A 17732-nucleotide genomic window follows, 5' to 3' on the forward strand; every position below is an offset into this window, starting at 1 on the left:
CAGGATCATGACGGCCACGCAAAGCCTCGAGCGCGACAATCCGGAAGCCGGACCTTTCCTGGTCACCAACCGGCTTATCTTCTCGATCGCCCTGCCGATGACGCTCGGCTTCCTGACGACGCCGCTGCTCGGCCTCGTCGACACGGCCGTCGTCGGCCGGCTCGGTCAGGCGGAACTGCTCGCAGGTCTCGCGGTCGGCGCGGTGATGTTCGACCTCATCTTCACCACCTTCAATTTTCTGCGTGCCGCAACCACCGGTCTCGTCGCGCAGGCCTATGGACGTGGAGACCGGCGCGAGCAGCAGGCGGTCTTCTGGCGTTCGCTCATGATCGCGCTCGTTACCGGCGCCGCCATCGTGCTTATATCGCCCATCCTGCTTTCCGCCGGTCTCTGGCTCATGGGGCCCGGTCCGGAAGTTGCGGAGGTGACGCGCACCTATTTCCTCTATCGCATCCTCTCCGGCCCGGCCGCCCTCGCCAACTACGCCATCCTCGGATTCGTGCTGGGGCGCGGCGAGGGCACTCTCGGCCTGATGCTGCAGACGCTGATCAATGGCACCAATATCGTGCTTTCGATCCTGCTCGGCCTCTTCCTCGGCTGGGGCGTGGCCGGCGTCGCGATCGGCACCGTGGCGGGGGAGGTCATCGGCGCGCTTGCGGGTTTTGCAATCGTCTACGGCCGTTTCGACAGCAAGGACGCGCCCGGTTGGGCGATGATCTTTGCGCGCGACCGCCTCAAGAAATTATTCGGCCTCAACCGCGATATCATGATCCGCTCCTTCGCCCTTCTGGCCGCCTTCACGCTCGTGACCCGGATCGGTACGTCCTTCGGGCCCGTGACGCTTGCGGCGAACGCAGTGCTGATGACGATCTTCCTTGTGGCCGGCTATTATCTCGATGGGCTCGCCACCGCAGCCGAGCAACTGACGGGCCGGTCGATCGGCGCCGGCTATCGCCCCGCTTTCGACCGGGTTCTGCGGATGACTGCCCTTTGGTCGCTCGGCCTCGCCGCATTGACCACGCTCGCGCTGCTCGCTTTCGGCAACGCCGTGGTGAACATGCTGACGACTGCGCCGGACGTGCGCGCGCTCGCCTATGAATATATGCCGTGGGCGGCCGTGACGGCGCTGACCGGCGCACTCGCCTTCCTGATGGACGGCGTCTTCATCGGTGCCGGCTGGTCGCGCGATATGCGCAACATGATGCTGGCTGCCTTCATCGGCTACGTGGCGGCGCTTGCCGTGCTCGTCCCTGCCTTCGGCAATCACGGTCTCTGGGCCGGGCTCAACCTGTTCCTGCTGCTGCGCGGCGCTTTCCTGCTGCTGATGATACCGCGCCGGGCGGCTCAGACGTTCCGGCCGCTCCAGTAGTCGAGCCGGCTGTCGCGTATGTCGCGGATCGAGGCAAGTTTCTCGCGCTCGCAAAGGGCCGAGAGGCCGCGCACGATCCGGCCCGGCAATCCCGGTCCCTCATAGACCATGCAGGAGTAAAGCTGGACGAGATCGGCTCCGGCGCGGATCTTTTCCGCTGCGGTTTCCGCCGAGCACACGCCGCCGACCCCGATGATCGGCAAGTGCGGTCCCACCCGCTTGCGCATCCGGGCGAGCACCGCCGTCGATTTCTCGAAGAGCGGTTTTCCGGAAAGGCCGCCGGCTTCGTTGGCCTGACGCCGGTCTTTCAGACCCTCGCGCGAAAGCGTCGTGTTGGAAACGATCAGCCCGTCCAGACCATGCGCCAGCACCTCGGCTGCGATGTCGTCCATGCCCTCCTCGGTCAGGTCCGGAGCGATCTTGAGGAAGACCGGGACCTGCCGCCCGCCTTTTCGCGCCTCATCGTCCCGGGCGGCAAGCACGGCCGAAAGCAGCGCCGAGAGACTCTCGCGCGCCTGCAGGTCGCGCAGGCCCGGCGTGTTGGGCGAGGAGATGTTGGCGGTGAAATAGCGCGCGACCGCGTAGAAAGTTCGGATGCCTGTCACATAGTCGGCGATCCGGTCGGCGCTGTCCTTGTTGGCGCCGATATTGACGCCGATCAGCGCCTCGCGCGAGCATGCCTTGAGCCGCGCCAGCGCCGCCCCGTGCCCCTCGTTGTTGAAGCCGAGCCGGTTGATCACCGCCTCGTCCTCGACGAGCCGGAAGAGCCGCGGCTTGTCGTTGCCCGGCTGTGGCCTCGGCGTCACCGTGCCGATCTCGGTAAAGCCGAAGCCGATCTTCAGCAGCGCTTCCGGGACTTCGGCGTTCTTGTCGTAGCCGGCAGCCATGCCGATCGGGTTGGAAAAAACGAGGCCCGCCACGGTTTGCCCGAGCCGGGGGTCGGCCGGCGCGGCGCAGCTCGGCACCAGGCCGCTCTTCAGCGCCTTGATCGAAAGGCCGTGTGCAGCTTCCGGGTCGAAGAGGAAAAGGCCGCGCCGTGCGAGGTGCTCCAACTGGCCGATCATGGGGCGAGTTCCGGGAAGCTGTGCTGACCGTCCGGCCGCAGCGGCAGGGGCTTCTCCCACAATACGGCTTCAAGCGGAAGCGGAGCGTAAAGATGCGGAAACAGCGCGCCGCCGCGGGAGGGCTCATAAACGAGTTTGTCGCCCAGCGCCGTCGCGTCGACCGCAACGAGCAGCAGGTCGTCCTGACCCTCGAAATGCCTGGCGGCCGTTTCGACGACCTGGTCCCCGGTCGAAAAATGAATGAACCCGTCGGCGAGATCGACGGGGGCGCCTGCAAACGCGCCGGTCCGTCGCGCTTCCTGCCATAGAAGTGCCGGAACGATCTTGTATATGGTAGCGTTCATCTTTGTTCGCTTATCCGTCGTGAGCATGAGTGATGGCCTTGCCGCAAATATCGGCGCCTGTCCACCGCACAGCATGAGATCGAGGCGGATTTTCCGTAAGCATTCAACGGAGAGAACGTCATGAGACAGGCAGTCGCAATACTCGCAGTCGGGTTGGGCTTCGGTCTCATTGCCCCGGCGGCTGCGCAGGAAGCCTCGCCCGGCCGCTACAGCATGCAGAAGTCGGAAACCGGATTAGCCCGGCTCGACACCGAGACCGGCGAGGTCACCTTGTGCCAGGAAAAGGGCGGGGAGCTCATCTGCAGGATGGCGGCCGACGAGAGAGCCGCATTCGAGCGCGAACTCGATCTCCTCACCAGTCGCATCGAAGCGCTGGAAAAGGCCGTGGAAAGCGGTGAAACCGCGGCCGAACCGGCGCTTCCCAACGATGAAGAGATTGACCGGGCAATGAGCATCATGGAAAGAATGATGCGCAAGTTCATGGGAATCGTGAAGGAATTCGAGGACAAGGGCAGCGATTCCGCCGACGAGGGTGAGAATCTGCCGCAGAAGACCTGAGAACGAAGCCGTGGCGTGCCGGAGGACGCGCGTCGCGCATGTTTCCCTGAAACAGGGATCATTTGGGAATAAGATGATGCGGCGGATCCACAGCGCGAGGCTGCAGGATCGCGGCCGAGGCTCTTGGGAGGGAGCGTCATCATGCCGGAAATGACCATCATCATTGCCGACGACCACCCGCTCTTCCGCGGCGCAATGCGCCAGGCGCTGAGCGGCATGGCGGGCGCACCGGCCATCGTCGAGGCCGGCGATTTTGCCGCTGCGCGCAGGGCCGCGGCCGACAATCCGGACGCCGATCTGATGCTGCTCGATCTGACCATGCCCGGCGTCAGCGGGCTTTCGGGGCTGATCGCGCTGCGTGCCGAGTTTCCGAGCCTGCCCGTGATGATCGTCTCGGCCCATGACGATCCGGCGACCATTCATCGCGCGCTCGATCTGGGCGCCGCAGGGTTCCTGTCCAAATCGGCCGGTATCGAGGAAATCCGCGAAGGCATCGCAAAGGTGATGGCCGGCGAGGTGTTCGTCCCGCCCGGTTACGACCAGAACCAGGAATACGAGCCGGAAGTCGCCGACCTGCTGCATCGGCTGCAGACGCTGACGCCGCAGCAGTCCCGCGTCCTCTCGATGCTGGCCGAGGGGCTGCTCAACAAGCAGATCGCCTATGAACTCGGCGTCTCGGAGGCGACGATCAAGGCGCATGTCTCGGCGATCCTCCTGAAGCTCAACGTCGACAGCCGTACACAGGCGGTGATCCAGCTATCGAAGCTGGGGACGGTCGCGGCGGCCTGAGTCGGCCGCTCCTGGGATTTGCGATTTTTGCCCCTCATCCCGCTGCCTCGCAGACGGTTAGAGTGCGCCGGGAGTTCGCAGCTTGTCCCTTCGCCCCGCCTGCGGGGAGAAGGTGGCCGGCAGGCCGGATGAGGGGCAATCCCGAACGGTAAGCCACTTTATTCAGCCGCCGCGCGTCCCGCCGCGGCAAGCTGGGTGAGCCAGGCGCGCAGAGCCGCCGGGCGGACGGGCTTGTGCTGCAGCGAGACGCCGTCCCGTTCGGCGGCGCCGCGCACCTCGGGCGAACGGTCGGCCGTTACCATGAGGGCGGGGATACTCTCCTGCCAGAGGCCGCGGATCGCGGCGATCGCCTCGACACCGGTGCCATCGCCGAGGTGATAGTCGGCGATGATCGCGTCGGGACGCACGCCCAGCCTGCCGGGCGCCATTTCAGTGCAGGCGGCGAGCGACTCGGCGGTCGTCACGCTGCAGCCCCAACCGCCGAGCAGCAGGGCCATGCCTTCGAGGATCTTCGGCTCGTTGTCGATGCAGATGACGTTGAGCCCGGCCAGTGCTTCGCTCGTTTTCGCCGCTGCGACGGATTGCGGTTTCAGCCTGCCGCCGGCGCTCTTGTCGAGCGGCACGGTGACCTTGAAGCCGGTGCCCTTTCCCGGCTTCGATTGCAGGCCGACCGGGTGATTGAGAACCCGCGAGATGCGGTCGACGATGGAGAGACCGAGGCCGAGCCCCGACGCGGTTCGCGCACCTTCTTCAAGGCGCGCGAATTCCTTGAAGACGGTGCGGAATTTCGATGATGGAATGCCGATACCCGAATCGAGAACTTCGATCGTCGCCGTCTGCCCGTGCCGGCGCACGCCGACCAGCACCTTGCCCTGAAGTGTGTATTTTATGGCGTTCGATACGAGGTTCTGGACGAGGCGCCTGAGCAGGTTCGGATCGCTGCGCGCCGCGAGCGATGTCGGCATGATGACGAGTTCTATATCCTTCGCCCTCGCCATCGGCGCGAAATCCGTCTCGATCCGCCTGAGCAATTCGTCGAGCGGTACGGACTGCAGGCGCAGCTTCATCGCGCCGGTATCGAGCCGCGAAATGTCGAGCACGGCGCCGAGGATGGCTTCCACCGATTCGAGAGAGGAATCGATGTTCTGCACCAGCGCCCGGTTGTCGGAATCGCCCAGTCGCTCGACCAGCGACGAGGAGTAGAGCCGCGCCGCGTTCAAGGGCTGCAGGATGTCGTGACCGGCAGCGGCGAAGAAGCGGGTCTTGCCGATATTCGCCTCCTCGGCGGCCGCTCTTGCCTCGCCCAGTTCGCGGTTGACACGTGTGAGTTCTCCCGTCCGCTCGGCGACGCGCAATTCCAGCGTTTCATTCGCCTGTTTGAGCGCCATGTCGGCCGCGACGCGCTGGGTTATGTCGGTGTAGGTCGTGACGATGCCCTTGTCGGGCATGGCATTGCTTCTGACTTCGAGGATGCGGGCGCCGCCTGCAAGTTCGAGCAGGAAGGGCTTGTCGAGCGTCAGGAAGTTGGCGATCAGCGCCTTCTCCTCATCCTTGCGGACATCCCCGCGGCGGGCAAGGATGGCGACGATGTCGGCCAGCGGAAAGCCCACCTGTCCGGCGGCCTCGGGGAGGTCCATGAGCTCCCGGAAACGGCGGTTCCAAATGATGAGATTGTTGGCGTTGTCGAAGACGGCAATGCCCTGGTCCATCTGCGAGAGCGCCGTATGCAGCATGTCCTGGTTGTATTGGAGCGCCTCGCTCGCCTGGTCGAGCAGCCAGGCGGTGTCGGAGGAGGTGTCGTCCATGCGCTGCAGGACAAGCGAAAGGACGAGCCGGGCGGAGGACGAGCCGATTGCGCTTCCGAGCAATTGTTCCGAGAAGTGGACAAGCGCCATGTCGGCGGAGGCGTTGTCGTCGAGCCAGCGGCCGGATTGCTGTTCATAGGTATGGAAGGAGCGCTGCATGCGCTCCTCGCCCATGTAACGGCCGATCGTCGTCTTGAGGTCGCGCACCGTCACCTTGGTCTTGCGCCCGCGGAAGGTCCGCTCGGTGCGTGAGCGGCGGGTGATGAAGACGCCCGCCTGGAAGCGCTCCAGGGGTTTGGGCGCGCGCGTCAGCGAACCCACGATATAGGCCGCGACATTGACGAGCATGCTGAGAGCCGTCGCATTGACCAGCGGGTCTGACTGCGCGCCGGAGAAGAGATCGGTGAAGGGCAGCAGGAAGCTGAGCACCGTGGAGGCGATGTGAGAATTGTCCGGCCCGCCGAGGCTCGGCAGGAAAAGGACATAGGCCCAGACGAGAAAGCCGCTGACCATCCCCGCGATCGCGCCGCGGGCATTGGCCTGCCGCCAGACGAGACCGCCGAGGAGCGCCGGCGCCATCTGCGCGATGGCGGCGAAGGAGAGCAGCCCGAGCGAGGCGAGGCCGGCGCTGATGTCGGCGGCGCGATAATAGCCGTAGCCGAGGAAAAGAACGACGAAGATCGCCGTGCGGCGGATATTGAGGAGCGTACCGGCCATGTCCTCCTGGAGAGAACCGCGCGTGCCGAGCCTGCGGCGCAGGAATACCGGCATGACGATGTCGTTCGAAACCATGATCGAGAGCGCGACCGAAGCGACGATGACCATGGCGGTCGCTGCGGAGAAGCCGCCGATGAAGGTGAAGAGCGTGACGAGCGGCACGTCGCCGGCAAGCGGCAGTGCCAGAAGATAGAGATCCGCATTGCCGGAGCCGGAGAAGGTCAGGATGCCGGCGATCGCGATCGGCAGGACGAAGGCGTTGATTGCGATCAGATAAAGCGGGAAGAGGATGCCGGCCGTGCGCAGTTCGTTATCGGTGCGGTTTTCCACGACCGTCACGTGGAACTGCCGGGGAAGCATGATGATGCCGAAGGCGGAAAGCGCGATCATCAGAATCCAGCGCGCGACCGGCGTCTGGTATTCGAGCGCGGCGATCACGGTGGCGCTTTGCTGCGCTTCTGCCCATAGATTCGCAGGCCCGCCGAACAGGACGAAGACGATATAGACGCCCACCGTGAGCATAGCCACGAGCTTGACGACCGATTCCATCGCGATCGCGAGGATCAGGCCGTCCTGGTGTTCCGTCGCATCCGTATGGCGCGTACCGAAGACGATCGCAAAACAGGCGAGAAAGAGCGTGACCAGAAGCGGCAGGTCGACGAAGTTCTCGCCCGAGCCTATGCCGTAATCGCTGGTGTCGATCATCGTGGCGACAGAACTCGACACTGCCTTGAGCTGCAATGCGATATAGGGAATGGCCCCGACGAGCGAGATCAGCGCGACGATTGCCGCAACGGCCGGGTTCTTGCCGTAGCGCGCAGCCACGAAATCGGCGACGGAGGTGAGCTTTTCGGTCTTGGCGAGCCGAACGATGCGGCGGATCAGCGGCATGCCGAGCGTGAACATCAGGATCGGGCCGATATAGATGCCGGTGAATTCGAGTCCGCGCTCCGCGGCAAGGCCGACGCCGCCGAAATAGGTCCAGGATGTGCAGTAGATTGCCAGGCTCAGCGCATAGACGAGCGGCCTGCCCTTCGCGGCAATCTCGTTGCGTCTGGCTCGCCGGTCGCCATAGCTTGCAACTGCGAAGAGCAGCAGCAGGTAGGCGAAGGCCGAGGCAAAAATGACCGAACCCGAAAGCATGCCTCACTCCTCCGCGGCCAGCATAGGGCAAGTCCATTTGGTTGGAAATCGGCCGGCGCATCAGTCTTAAGTTCAAGATCACCCGCCGATATCCGCGGAGCTTGACCAAATGCAAGGAGTACGATTTCCTCACACGGGGCTTTGGTCTAGATTCCTACCGGCGGTTGCCGCGCAAGACAGGTGCGGGTGGCCCTTCGGGGGATTTCCACGGAGAGAGGCATGCTGAACGAATTCAAGGAGTTTATCGCCCGCGGCAACGTCATGGACCTTGCGGTCGGCGTGATCATCGGTGCGGCCTTTAGCAAGATTGTCGATTCGGTCGTCAATGACCTCGTTATGCCGGTCGTGGGAGCGATCACCGGCGGCGGCTTCGATTTCTCCAACTATTTCCTGCCACTCTCCGCCAGTGTCACTGCGCCGACGCTCGCCGCCGCACGCGAACAGGGCGCGGTCTTTGCCTATGGCAATTTCATCACCGTGCTCATCAACTTCCTGATCCTCGCCTGGATCATCTTCCTGCTGATCAAACTCGTGAATCGCGCGCGTGCTTCGGTCGAAAGGGACAAGGCGCCGGACCCGGCCGCACCGCCGCCGCAGGACATCCTGCTTCTCTCCGAAATTCGCGATCTTCTGAGGCAGCGCGCCTGAGGCGCCGGTCACTCGGCGGTCCGGGGCCGCCGGGTGATGGAAACATCACAGAATTCGATAAACAGGTCAGAGAAATTCGCGTGATCGCCGACGCCAAAGCGTCTAGAAACGGCGGGCAATCAGGAGCCCGCCGATGACGATCATGACCAGCCTCAGCCCCCGCGCGACGGCAGCGCCCGAAAGCGGCATCGTCGAAGTGGTCAACTATGCGCGCGGGCGTGAAGGACTGATCCCGCTCTGGGTCGGCGAAGGTGATCTGCCGACGCCGGATTTCGTCAGTCGCGCCGCGGCCGACGCGTTGATGGCAGGCGAGACCTTCTACACCTGGCAGCGCGGCATCCCGCCGCTGCGCGAGGCGCTGGTCCGCTATTACCAGCGCCGGTTCCAGAAGGCGCTGTCGCCCGAGAATTTCTATGTTACCGGTTCGGGAATGCAGGCGATCAAGCTTGCGATCGAGGCGGTAGGCTCTCCCGGCGACGAGGTGGTCCTGCTGACGCCCGCCTGGCCGAATTTCGCGGCTGCTGCGGACCTCTCCGGCGTTCGCCCGGTCGCCGTTCCGTTGCAGTTCGAAGGCGGCAAATGGCGGCTCGATCCCGAACGTCTTCAGGCGGCGATCGGGGAGAGGACGCGGGCGCTTTTCATCAACACGCCGTCCAACCCGACCGGCTGGACCGCCACCCGCGAGGATCTCAAGGCCATTCTGGCGCTCGCGCGCGAGCATGGCCTCTGGATCATCGCCGACGAGATCTACGCGCTTTACTATTATCCCGACGGCCGCGCGCCGTCCTTCCTCGACGTGATGGAGGAGGACGACCGCATCCTCTTCGTCAATTCCTTTTCCAAGAACTGGTCCATGACCGGCTGGCGTGTCGGGTGGATCGTGGCGCCGCCGGCGATGGGGCAGGTGCTCGAAAATCTCATCCAGTATTCGACCTCCGGTGTCGCGCAGTTCATGCAGCGCGGGGCAGTCGCCGCGCTCGACGAGGGCGACGGCTTCGTCGAAGAGAACATCGCCAAAGCGAAGCGCAACCGCGATACGCTCTGCGACGCGCTGATCGCGACCAACCGCGTCGAAACGCTGAAACCCGATGGCGCGCTCTACGCCTTCCTGAAGATCGACGGCGTCACCGACTCGCGGGCCGCGGCACTCGACATCGTCGACCGGACCGGCGTCGGTCTCGCGCCGGGGACGGCCTTCGGCGAGGGCGGAGCGCTGTTCATGCGCGCCTGCTTCCTGCGCGATCCGCTCCAGATCGCCGAGGCGGCGGAGCGCTTGCAGCGCTACATCCTCAGCCGCTGACGGAGCGTTTTCGACGACGGTACTGCCAATCGGTAAAATCCGAGCGATCGGTGCGGCGGACCCTTAACCACACAACCGAGAATAAGCGCTGCGGGCAGGCGAACAGCGCTGCGATTTACCATTTCTGAAACGCGAACTCGTCTTTTCTGATCCCGCATATGCAGGCGACGGGGGACGGGAAATGGCCGTATTGGTAACAGGCGGGGCAGGTTATATCGGCAGCCACATGGTCTGGTCGTTGCTCGACGGCGGCGAAGCGGTGGTGGTGCTCGACTCTCTGTCGACCGGATTTCGCTGGGCGGTCGCACCGGAGGCGCGCTTCTACTTCGGCGATGTCGGTGACCGGGCGCTGCTCCAGCGGGTGTTTGCCGAGAACGAAATCGACTCGGTCGTCCATTTCGCGGGCTCGGCCGTCGTACCGGAATCGGTCGCCAACCCGCTTGCCTATTATGAGAACAATACGGCCAATACCCGCACGCTCATTGCGGCAACCGTCGAGGCCGGTATTCGCCATTTCGTCTTTTCTTCGACCGCCGCCGTCTATGGAACCCAGGACACGCCCGACCCGGTCAGCGAGACGGCCGCCCTGCGGCCCCAGAGCCCTTACGGCCGCTCCAAGCTGATGTCGGAGATGATGCTGCAGGACGCTGCGGCCGCACATGATTTCCGCTTCGTCGCGTTGCGCTATTTCAACGTGGCCGGGGCCGACCCGCTCGGCCGCGCCGGCCAGTCGACGTTCGGCGCCACACATCTGATCAAGGTCGCCTGCGAGGCGGCGCTCGGGAGGCGCCGAAAGATCGATGTCTTGGGCACGGACTATCCGACGGCGGACGGTACCGGCGTCAGAGACTATATCCATGTGAGTGATCTCGTGGCGGCACACAGGAGCGCGCTCGCCTATCTAAGGGCTGGCGGTGAACCGTTGGTTGCGAATTGCGGCTATGGCCACGGCTTCTCGGTGCTGCAGGTGCTCGATACCGTGCGCCAGGTCTCCGGCCGCGATTTTATGGTGGACTACGCGCCGCGGCGCCCGGGCGATCCGGCGCAAATAGTCGCCGACCCGTCCGTAGCCCGGCTGAAGCTCGATTGGGTCCCGACCCATGCGAGCCTCGAGCATATCGTCCGGAGCGCCTTCGACTGGGAAAGCCATCTCAGCCGCAAGAACAGCTTCGACGAGGAACAGGACGAGCGGTTGATCGCCAACGGCTGAGCCCTTTGGCTGAAGCCTTCAGGCGTCGTCCTCTCCGAGCAGTTTCCGCTCATGCGCAATGGCACGCTCGACGAGTTGTCCCCAGAATCGTTCGTAGAAGTCCGGATCGAGGCCGAGCTCGACCGCATTCCGGCGCGCGTTTTCCTTCACCTCCGCCACCCGTGCCGGGATGTCCGCCTTCAGGTTGAGCGGGCGTTTAATCTCCGCGGCGCGCTCGATATAGCCCCACCGTTCGGCGAAAAGCGTCATCAAAGCGCGGTCGAGCCGATCGATCTCCACACGTATGTCGGCCATCGTCGTGCATTCTGCGGGTGTTTTCTGCATGTCGGGTCCTCGCGGAGCGGAGGCCGCTCCATTTGATCGCGCCGAACTGCTAGCAAAGGGGACGCCGGCTGAGAAGGGGTTAAACCGACACAGCATGGCAGCTCCGCTGCAACGGGGGTTTTCACGCGCCGAGAGCAAGCTTGATCGCAAGACCCACGATGCTGACCGCAGCGACGCCGGCGGCCCAGAGCCCCACGAACCAGAGAAGCTTGCGGACAGTCCCGCTGGAGCGCGTCAATGGTAGCCCTCCTCCGGATCGACCTTGCCGCGGAAGACCCAATAGGCATAGGCGGTATAGGCGAGAATCATCGGTACCAGAACAAGCGCGCCGACGAGCAGGAAGGCGAGGCTCTCGTCCGGCGCGGCGGCATCCCAGATCGTCAGCGAAGGCGGCACCATGAAGGGATAGAAGCTGATGCCGATGCCGATATAGCCGAGCACGAACAGGCCGAGCGCGGCGATGAAGGGCTGGACATCGTGCCGGTCGCGGATGCCTTTGAGAAGGAGGTAGAGGCAGCCGAGGACCAACAGCGGCACGATGACGCTGAAGATCGCCGTCGGCCAGCCGAACCAGCGCTCCAGGTAGACCGGCTCAAGAAACGGCGTCCAGAGGCTGACGATGCCCATTGCCGCGACCGTGGCGAGAGCGGTTCGAAGCGCGACGCCACGTGCGCGTTCGGCGAGCTCGCCACGGGTCTTCATCACCAGCCAGGTCGCTCCGAGAAGCGCATATCCGATCACGATCGCCAGCCCGGTTGCGATTGAAAACGGCGTCAGCCAGTCCCACCAGCCGCCGACATAGGCCCGGTTCTCGACCGGGATGCCCTGCACGAGGGCGCCGAGCGCCAGGCCTTGCGCGAAGGCAGCGAGCATCGACCCGCCCGCAAAGGCCCAGTTCCACAGGAATTCGCCGCGCTGCGTGCGCCAGCGGTACTCGAAAGCCACGCCGCGGAAGATGAGGCCGATCAGCATGGCGATGATGGGCGCGTAAAGCGCGGGCAGGATCGTCGCATAGGCGAGCGGAAACACGGCGAGCAGCCCTCCGCCGCCGAGCACGAGCCAGGTTTCATTGCCGTCCCATACGGGGGCAACGGAGTTCATCATGACGTCGCGGTCGTGCTTCTCGGGGAAAAACGGAAACAATATCCCGACGCCGAGGTCGAAACCGTCGAGAACGACATAGGCAAGCACCGCAAAGGCGATGATCGCGGCCCAGATCAGTGGCAGATCAATGGCCATGATGGCCTCCCTGGTTGGCTGTTGCCGGCCCGGGCGTCACTCCGGCCGTGCGCAAGGGTCCTTCGTCGAGTTCGGGCATCGTATCGCGCGGCAGACGTGCCATCAGCCGCAGGATGTAGAAGGTGCCGGCGCCGAAAACGAGGAAATAGACGATGATGAAGGCGACGAGCGAGGCGCCGACAGCCGGCGCTGCGATCGGGGAAATCGAGTCCGCCGTCAAAAGGTGCCCATAGATCGTGTAGGGCTGCCGCCCGACCTCCGTCGTGATCCAGCCGGCAAGCACTGCCACGAAGCCCGCCGGGCCCATGAGCACCGCCGCGCGGTGGAGCGCGGCATTCGTGTCGAGCGTGCCGCGCAGCCGACACCAGAGGCTCCAGAGCCCGAGACCGAGCATGGCGAAGCCGATCGCCACCATGACGCGGAACGACCAGAAGACGATGGCGACCGGCGGGTGCCGGTCCTCGGGTATGGTGTCGAGACCGGCAAGGGGCGCATCGAGCGAGTGCTTCAGGATCAGGCTCGAAAGCTTCGGGATTTCGAGCGCGTAGTCGACGCGCTTCTCGGCGGAGTTCGGCATGCCGAAGAGGATCAGCGGCGCGCCTTTCGGATGGCTTTGATAATGCCCTTCCATCGCCATCACCTTTGCCGGCTGATGTTCGAGCGTGTTGAGTCCGTGCTGGTCGCCGGCGAAGATCTGGATCGGCGCGACGATCGCCGCCATCCACATGGCCATCGAGAACATCGTGCGGGCGCGCCGCGGAGCGGTCTTGCGCAGGAGGTGCCACGCCCCGCAGGCGCCGACGACGAAGGCCGTCGTCAGATAGGCGGCAAGCACCATGTGCGTCAGCCGATACGGGAAAGACGGATTGAAGATCACCGCCCACCAGTCGTCGGGAATGAACTGCCCGGCCTCGTTGACGGAGAAGCCGGCGGGCGTCTGCATCCAGGAGTTCACCGCGAGGATCCAGGTGGCCGAGATCAGCGTGCCGAGCGCGACCATCGCGGTTGCGAAAAAATGCAGCTTCGGGCCGACCCGGTTGAGGCCGAAAAGCATGACGCCGAGAAAGCCCGCTTCGAGGAAGAAGGCGGTCAGCACCTCATAGCCCATCAGCGGCCCGATCACCGGCCCGGCCTTGTCGGAAAACACGCTCCAGTTGGTGCCGAACTGGTAGGACATGACGATGCCGGAGACGACGCCCATGCCGAAAGCGACGGCGAAGATCGTCTTCCAGAAGTTGAAGAGCTCCAGATAGACCTCGTCCTTCTTCAAGAGCCAGAGCGCTTCGAGGACGGCCAGATAGCTGGCAAGTCCGATGGAGAAGGCCGGGAAGATGATGTGGAAGGAGACGGTGAAGGCGAACTGTATGCGTGCAAGGACAGTTGCGTCAAAAGCTTCGAACACGGCGCTGATCCTTTCGGGCGGAAACCGCAAACTCAGACGCGAACGGCGTCTGATATCTGCGATCTGCATCGTGTGATTGAATCTGACGCAATATTGCCAAAGGTCAATGACGGGCGGATCGCCACGTTGTCACACTGCGGCAATCGTTCGCGCGCGGCATTTTGAACCGCATTGCAGGTCGAAGCAGTCGGGCGCCCGTCCCCAATCTCACCGGCGCGCGAGGTAGGCTTCGGCGAGTTCGGTCCAGAAGGCAGCGCCGATCGGCAGCAGATCGTCGTTGAAATCATAGCCGGGGTGGTGGAGCGATTTCTCCTCGCCCGTCACCCGCGAGCCCAGGAAGAAATAGCTGCCGGGCCTTTCCTTGAGCATATAGGCGAAGTCCTCGCTTCCCATGAACGGCCGGGCGAGATCGACGACCTTGTCGGCGCCGGCGAAGCGGATGGCGGCCTCTCGGAGGAAATCCGTCTCCGCCTTGTGGTTGATCGTGGCGTCGTAGCTCCGCTCGTAATCGACGGTTGCCCGCATGCCGAAGCTTGCCGCTTGAGCCTCGGCGATCATCCGGATGCGGCGTTCGAGCTCGTCGCGGACCGCGGGATCGAAGGAACGTATGCCGACGACGATCTCCGCGCGCTCCGGGATGATGTTGCTCGCCGAGCCCGCGTGAAATGCGCCGACGGTCACGACGGAGGGGTCCATCGGGTGGATGTTGCGTGCGACGATGGTCTGCAGCGCCATGACGATGCTGGCGCCGCAGACGATCGGATCGGCCGTCGCCTGCGGCTCGGCGCCGTGGCCGCCGCGGCCGTGAACGGTGATCCGTGCCTCGTCGACCGCCGCCATGATCGGGCCTTCGCGCAGAGCGAACTGGCCGAAGGGCAGGTTCGGTTCGTTGTGGAGCGCGAACACGGCGTCGCAGGGAAATCTGTCGAAGAGACCCTCGTCGACCATGATCTTCGCGCCACCGGCATTCTCCTCCGCCGGCTGAAAGATGAGGTGGATCGTGCCGTCGAAATTCCTTCGCTCGGCAAGCGCGCGGGCGGCGCCGAGCAGCATCGCCGTGTGGCCGTCATGACCGCAGGCATGCATCAGGCCCGGCTTCGTGCTTGCATAGGCGACCCCGGTTTCCTCCTGGATCGGCAGCGCATCGATATCGGCGCGGATGCCGATCGAGCGCGACCCGGTGCCATTCCTTAGCGTGCCGACCACGCCCGTTTTCGCGATGCCCGTCGCCACCTCATAGCCGAGCTCTTCGAGGTGGCGGGCGATGAAGGCGGATGTCCGCGTTTCTTCGAGCCCAAGCTCAGGATGGGCATGCAGATCGCGCCGGATGGCGACGAGTTCCGGCATGGCATTGTCGATGGCGGCGGAAAGCTTCATGTCAGGCACCACGGGTGGGTATGCGGTTTTCGAAGTAACGGAAGGCCACGACCAGGATTGCGGTCAGGCACATGTAGATGGCCGCGAGCAGCAGGAGCGGCTCATAGGTCAGGTAGGTTTCCTGCCGCACCTTCGAGATCACCGCATAGACGTCGACGACGGTGATCGTCGCGACGAGCGGCGTGGATTTCAGCTGCAGCACGGTCTCGCCATTGAGGGTGGGCAGCGCGCGGTGGATCGCCCGCGGCAGCCAGATGCGCCGGAACATCGTCCAGCGGCCCATGCCGTAGGCACGGGCGGCCTCCAATTCCCCGGACGGCACGCCGGCGAACGCGCCGCGCATGACCTCGCCCTCATAGGCGGCGAAGGATACCGTGAGCGCCGCCACCCCATAGGGCCAGGCCTCGCGCAGATACGGCCAGAGAAAGGATTGCCGGATGGCCGGGAACTGCGGAAACAGCGAGCCGAGCCCGTAATAGAGGAGCCATAGCTGCAGCAGCAGCGGCGTCCCGCGGATGACGGTACAGAAGATGCGGGCCGGAGCCTTGAAGAACCATGGCCCGGTCACCTGGGCGAGGCCAAGCGGCACTGCCAGGAGGAAGCCGAGGATCGCCGTGCTGAAGAGCATCGCCAGGCTCACGAGAATGCCGGAGCCGAGCCTCGGCAGGTAGCGCGGCAGCCAGTCCCAGCGCATGAAGACCGCGACCGCCACCACGAGCGCCGCGAGGAGAAGCATCAGCACGATGCGATGAGGCTTGAGGAAACTCTCCTTTCTCGGGAGGTCTTCCGGCGTGTATGCGAGCGCGTGGGTGGTTTCGTCGGTCATCGTTGCTCCGCGAAGCCGCGCCGCGCATGGCGCTCGAGCATGCCGATGAAGACGTTGGAAACGAGCGTCAGCGCCAGATAGAGCGCGCCGGCGGCGCAGAAGAAGAGGAGATAGGCCTTGGTGGCGCCTGCCGCCTGCCGCGTGACGAGCGTCAATTCGCTGAAACCGACGACAGCGAGCAACGCCGTGTCCTTGGTGGCGATCAGCCACAGATTGGCAAGGCCGGGGATGGCGTAGGGCAGCATCGCCGGAAGCGTGATGCGCCGCAGCACCAGGAGCGGCGACATGCCGTAGGCGCGTGCCGCCTCGATCTGGCCGGCGGGAACCGCCTTGATCGCGCCGCGAAGCACCTCCGTCGAATAGGCGCCCTGCACGACCCCGATCACGAAGATACCGGCCACGAGCCCGCTGATATCGACGGCTCCGACCCCGATGGCGCCAAGGAGCTGGTTCAGGAGATCGGTGCCGGCATAGTAGAGGAGCAGGATGAGCACGAGCTCGGGCACCGCGCGAACCACCGTCGTGTAGCACTCCAGGAGATCGCGAAGCATCGGCCCGCCATAGAGCTTGCCGAAGGCCCCGCCGATACCGAGTGCGAGCCCGAGCGCATAGCCGCCGACTGCGATCTCGATCGAGCTGAGGAAGCCCTGCAGCAGGACGCCGCCCCAGCCGGGCGCCGAGAGCGAAAGCAGGCTCCAGTTGATAAAGGAATCCCCGAGCAAGGCAGCCTCTTAAACAAGAGCGGGATCATGGGCGATGCCCGCAATCCGCATCCCGCTCGAACACGAATTCAAGGCCGGCGGTCGCCCGGACCGCCGGCAGGTCGCGGTTATCCGCCGTAGATGTCGAAGTCGAAGTATTTCTTCGAGAAGGCGTCGTAGGTACCGTTCTCGCGGATCGCCTTGATCGCCGCGTTGACCTTTTCCTTCAGTTCCGTCTCTCCCTTGCGCAACCCTACGCCGACGCCGGGCCCGATGACGTCGACGTCTTCGGCGACTTCGCCCTTGTAATCGCAGCACTGCTTGCCCTGGTCGCTTTTCAGGAAGGCATCGAGGGCGATCGCGTCAGCCTGGACGGCATCGACGCGGCCGGCGGCGAGATCCTGGTTTGCCTCGTCCTGCGTCTGATATTCCTTCACTTCGACGCCGGCCGGCGCAAAGTGTTTCATGGCATAGGCCTGGTGCACGGTAGACACCTGCACCCCGATCGTCTTGCCGGCGAGACCCTCCGGCGTCGGCTTGATGTCGTCGCCCTTGGCGCCGATGATGCCGGTCGGCGTGTTGTAGTACTTGTCGGAGAAGTCGATGGTCTTCAGCCGCTCCGCGGTGATCGACATGGAGCCGATGATCATGTCGATCTTCTTCGAGGTCAGCGCCGGAATGATGCCGTCCCAGGCGACCGGGGTGACGACGCAATCGAGCTTGGCCTCGGCGCACATGGCCTTCATGAACTCGATCTCCCAGCCTTCCCAGTTGCCGCTGGCGTCAGGTGAGGTGAAGGGCGGATAAGGCTCCGCCGCGATTCCCACCTTGACCTGTTGGGCCGAGGCGGCGGCCGCGCCTGTGATCGCAAGAGCGGCGGCGAGCGCCACGAGTTTCAATGTCTTCTTCATGCCGT

16 protein-coding genes are annotated in these 17732 nt (G+C 64.4%); 6 read left to right on the forward strand and 10 right to left on the reverse strand.

Annotated features, from left to right (window positions below; translation table 11 throughout):
- Window positions 1-7: 7 nt before the first annotated feature.
- Window positions 8-1369 carry an MATE family efflux transporter gene (locus PZL22_RS20740; protein ID WP_003530114.1) on the forward strand — a complete coding sequence of 454 codons (1362 nt, stop codon included), beginning with the start codon at window positions 8-10 and terminating at the stop codon, window positions 1367-1369.
- Here PZL22_RS20740 and PZL22_RS20745 read toward each other — a convergent pair.
- Window positions 1345-2433 carry a quinone-dependent dihydroorotate dehydrogenase gene (locus PZL22_RS20745; protein WP_003530112.1) on the reverse strand — a complete coding sequence of 363 codons (1089 nt, stop codon included), beginning with the start codon at window positions 2431-2433 and terminating at the stop codon, window positions 1345-1347. The genes PZL22_RS20740 and PZL22_RS20745 overlap by 25 nt on opposite strands.
- The gene (locus PZL22_RS20750) at window positions 2430-2777 is read right to left on the reverse strand and encodes a DUF952 domain-containing protein (protein ID WP_010968652.1); all 348 of its coding nucleotides are present in this window, start codon (window positions 2775-2777) and stop codon (window positions 2430-2432) included. Before PZL22_RS20750 ends, PZL22_RS20745 begins: the two co-directional genes overlap by 4 nt.
- Before the next feature lie 120 nt (window positions 2778-2897).
- Between PZL22_RS20750 and PZL22_RS20755 the strand changes: the two genes are divergently transcribed.
- Together PZL22_RS20755 and PZL22_RS20760 are read left to right on the forward strand one after the other, a co-directional pair.
- On the forward strand, window positions 2898-3335 hold the full coding sequence (locus PZL22_RS20755) for a hypothetical protein (RefSeq protein ID WP_003530108.1): 438 nt from the start codon (window positions 2898-2900) through the stop codon (window positions 3333-3335).
- A gap of 141 nt (window positions 3336-3476) precedes the next feature.
- Complete coding sequence (locus PZL22_RS20760) at window positions 3477-4124, forward strand: response regulator (RefSeq protein WP_003530107.1); 648 nt, start codon at window positions 3477-3479, stop codon at window positions 4122-4124.
- Window positions 4125-4282: 158 nt separating this feature from the next.
- On the opposite strand, the gene PZL22_RS20765 is transcribed toward PZL22_RS20760, so the two are convergent.
- Window positions 4283-7789, reverse strand: coding sequence for a hybrid sensor histidine kinase/response regulator (locus PZL22_RS20765; RefSeq protein WP_003530104.1), 3507 nt, complete (start codon window positions 7787-7789; stop codon window positions 4283-4285).
- Window positions 7790-8008: 219 nt separating this feature from the next.
- Between PZL22_RS20765 and mscL the strand changes: the two genes are divergently transcribed.
- The 3 genes from mscL (at window position 8009) to galE (ending at window position 10947) form a co-directional block, all read left to right on the forward strand.
- Window positions 8009-8437, forward strand: a complete 429-nt coding sequence (gene mscL, locus PZL22_RS20770; RefSeq protein ID WP_003530102.1) for a large conductance mechanosensitive channel protein MscL — start codon at window positions 8009-8011, stop codon at window positions 8435-8437.
- 133 nt (window positions 8438-8570) lie between these two features.
- A complete protein-coding gene (locus tag PZL22_RS20775; RefSeq protein WP_003530099.1) occupies window positions 8571-9737 on the forward strand; it encodes a pyridoxal phosphate-dependent aminotransferase in 1167 nt (388 codons plus the stop codon).
- Window positions 9738-9918: 181 nt separating this feature from the next.
- Window positions 9919-10947: a UDP-glucose 4-epimerase GalE gene (galE, locus tag PZL22_RS20780; RefSeq protein WP_003530095.1), complete on the forward strand. Its 1029-nt coding sequence runs from the start codon at window positions 9919-9921 to the stop codon at window positions 10945-10947.
- Window positions 10948-10965: 18 nt separating this feature from the next.
- On the opposite strand, the gene PZL22_RS20785 is transcribed toward galE, so the two are convergent.
- From PZL22_RS20785 to PZL22_RS20815, 7 genes are all read right to left on the reverse strand, one after another.
- A complete protein-coding gene (locus PZL22_RS20785) occupies window positions 10966-11271 on the reverse strand; it encodes a chorismate mutase family protein (protein WP_010968657.1) in 306 nt (101 codons plus the stop codon).
- Between the two features lie 234 nt (window positions 11272-11505).
- Window positions 11506-12510 (reverse strand): cytochrome d ubiquinol oxidase subunit II, encoded by a 1005-nt coding sequence (gene cydB, locus PZL22_RS20790; RefSeq protein ID WP_013843940.1) that lies wholly within the window; start codon window positions 12508-12510, stop codon window positions 11506-11508.
- The gene (locus PZL22_RS20795; protein ID WP_003530906.1) at window positions 12500-13981 is read right to left on the reverse strand and encodes a cytochrome ubiquinol oxidase subunit I; all 1482 of its coding nucleotides are present in this window, start codon (window positions 13979-13981) and stop codon (window positions 12500-12502) included. Before PZL22_RS20795 ends, cydB begins: the two co-directional genes overlap by 11 nt.
- Before the next feature lie 138 nt (window positions 13982-14119).
- Window positions 14120-15289 carry a M20 aminoacylase family protein gene (locus PZL22_RS20800; protein WP_013843942.1) on the reverse strand — a complete coding sequence of 390 codons (1170 nt, stop codon included), beginning with the start codon at window positions 15287-15289 and terminating at the stop codon, window positions 14120-14122.
- 1 nt (window position 15290) lies between these two features.
- Window positions 15291-16115 carry an ABC transporter permease gene (locus PZL22_RS20805; protein WP_003530908.1) on the reverse strand — a complete coding sequence of 275 codons (825 nt, stop codon included), beginning with the start codon at window positions 16113-16115 and terminating at the stop codon, window positions 15291-15293.
- The gene (locus PZL22_RS20810; protein WP_003530909.1) at window positions 16112-16837 is read right to left on the reverse strand and encodes an ABC transporter permease; all 726 of its coding nucleotides are present in this window, start codon (window positions 16835-16837) and stop codon (window positions 16112-16114) included. The genes PZL22_RS20805 and PZL22_RS20810 overlap by 4 nt, the downstream gene beginning before the upstream one ends.
- Before the next feature lie 107 nt (window positions 16838-16944).
- Window positions 16945-17727: a transporter substrate-binding domain-containing protein gene (locus PZL22_RS20815; RefSeq protein ID WP_003530910.1), complete on the reverse strand. Its 783-nt coding sequence runs from the start codon at window positions 17725-17727 to the stop codon at window positions 16945-16947.
- Window positions 17728-17732 lie beyond the last annotated feature (5 nt).

The organism is Ensifer meliloti, assembly GCF_030064585.1.
Classification (GTDB): Bacteria; Pseudomonadota; Alphaproteobacteria; order Rhizobiales; family Rhizobiaceae; genus Sinorhizobium; species Sinorhizobium meliloti.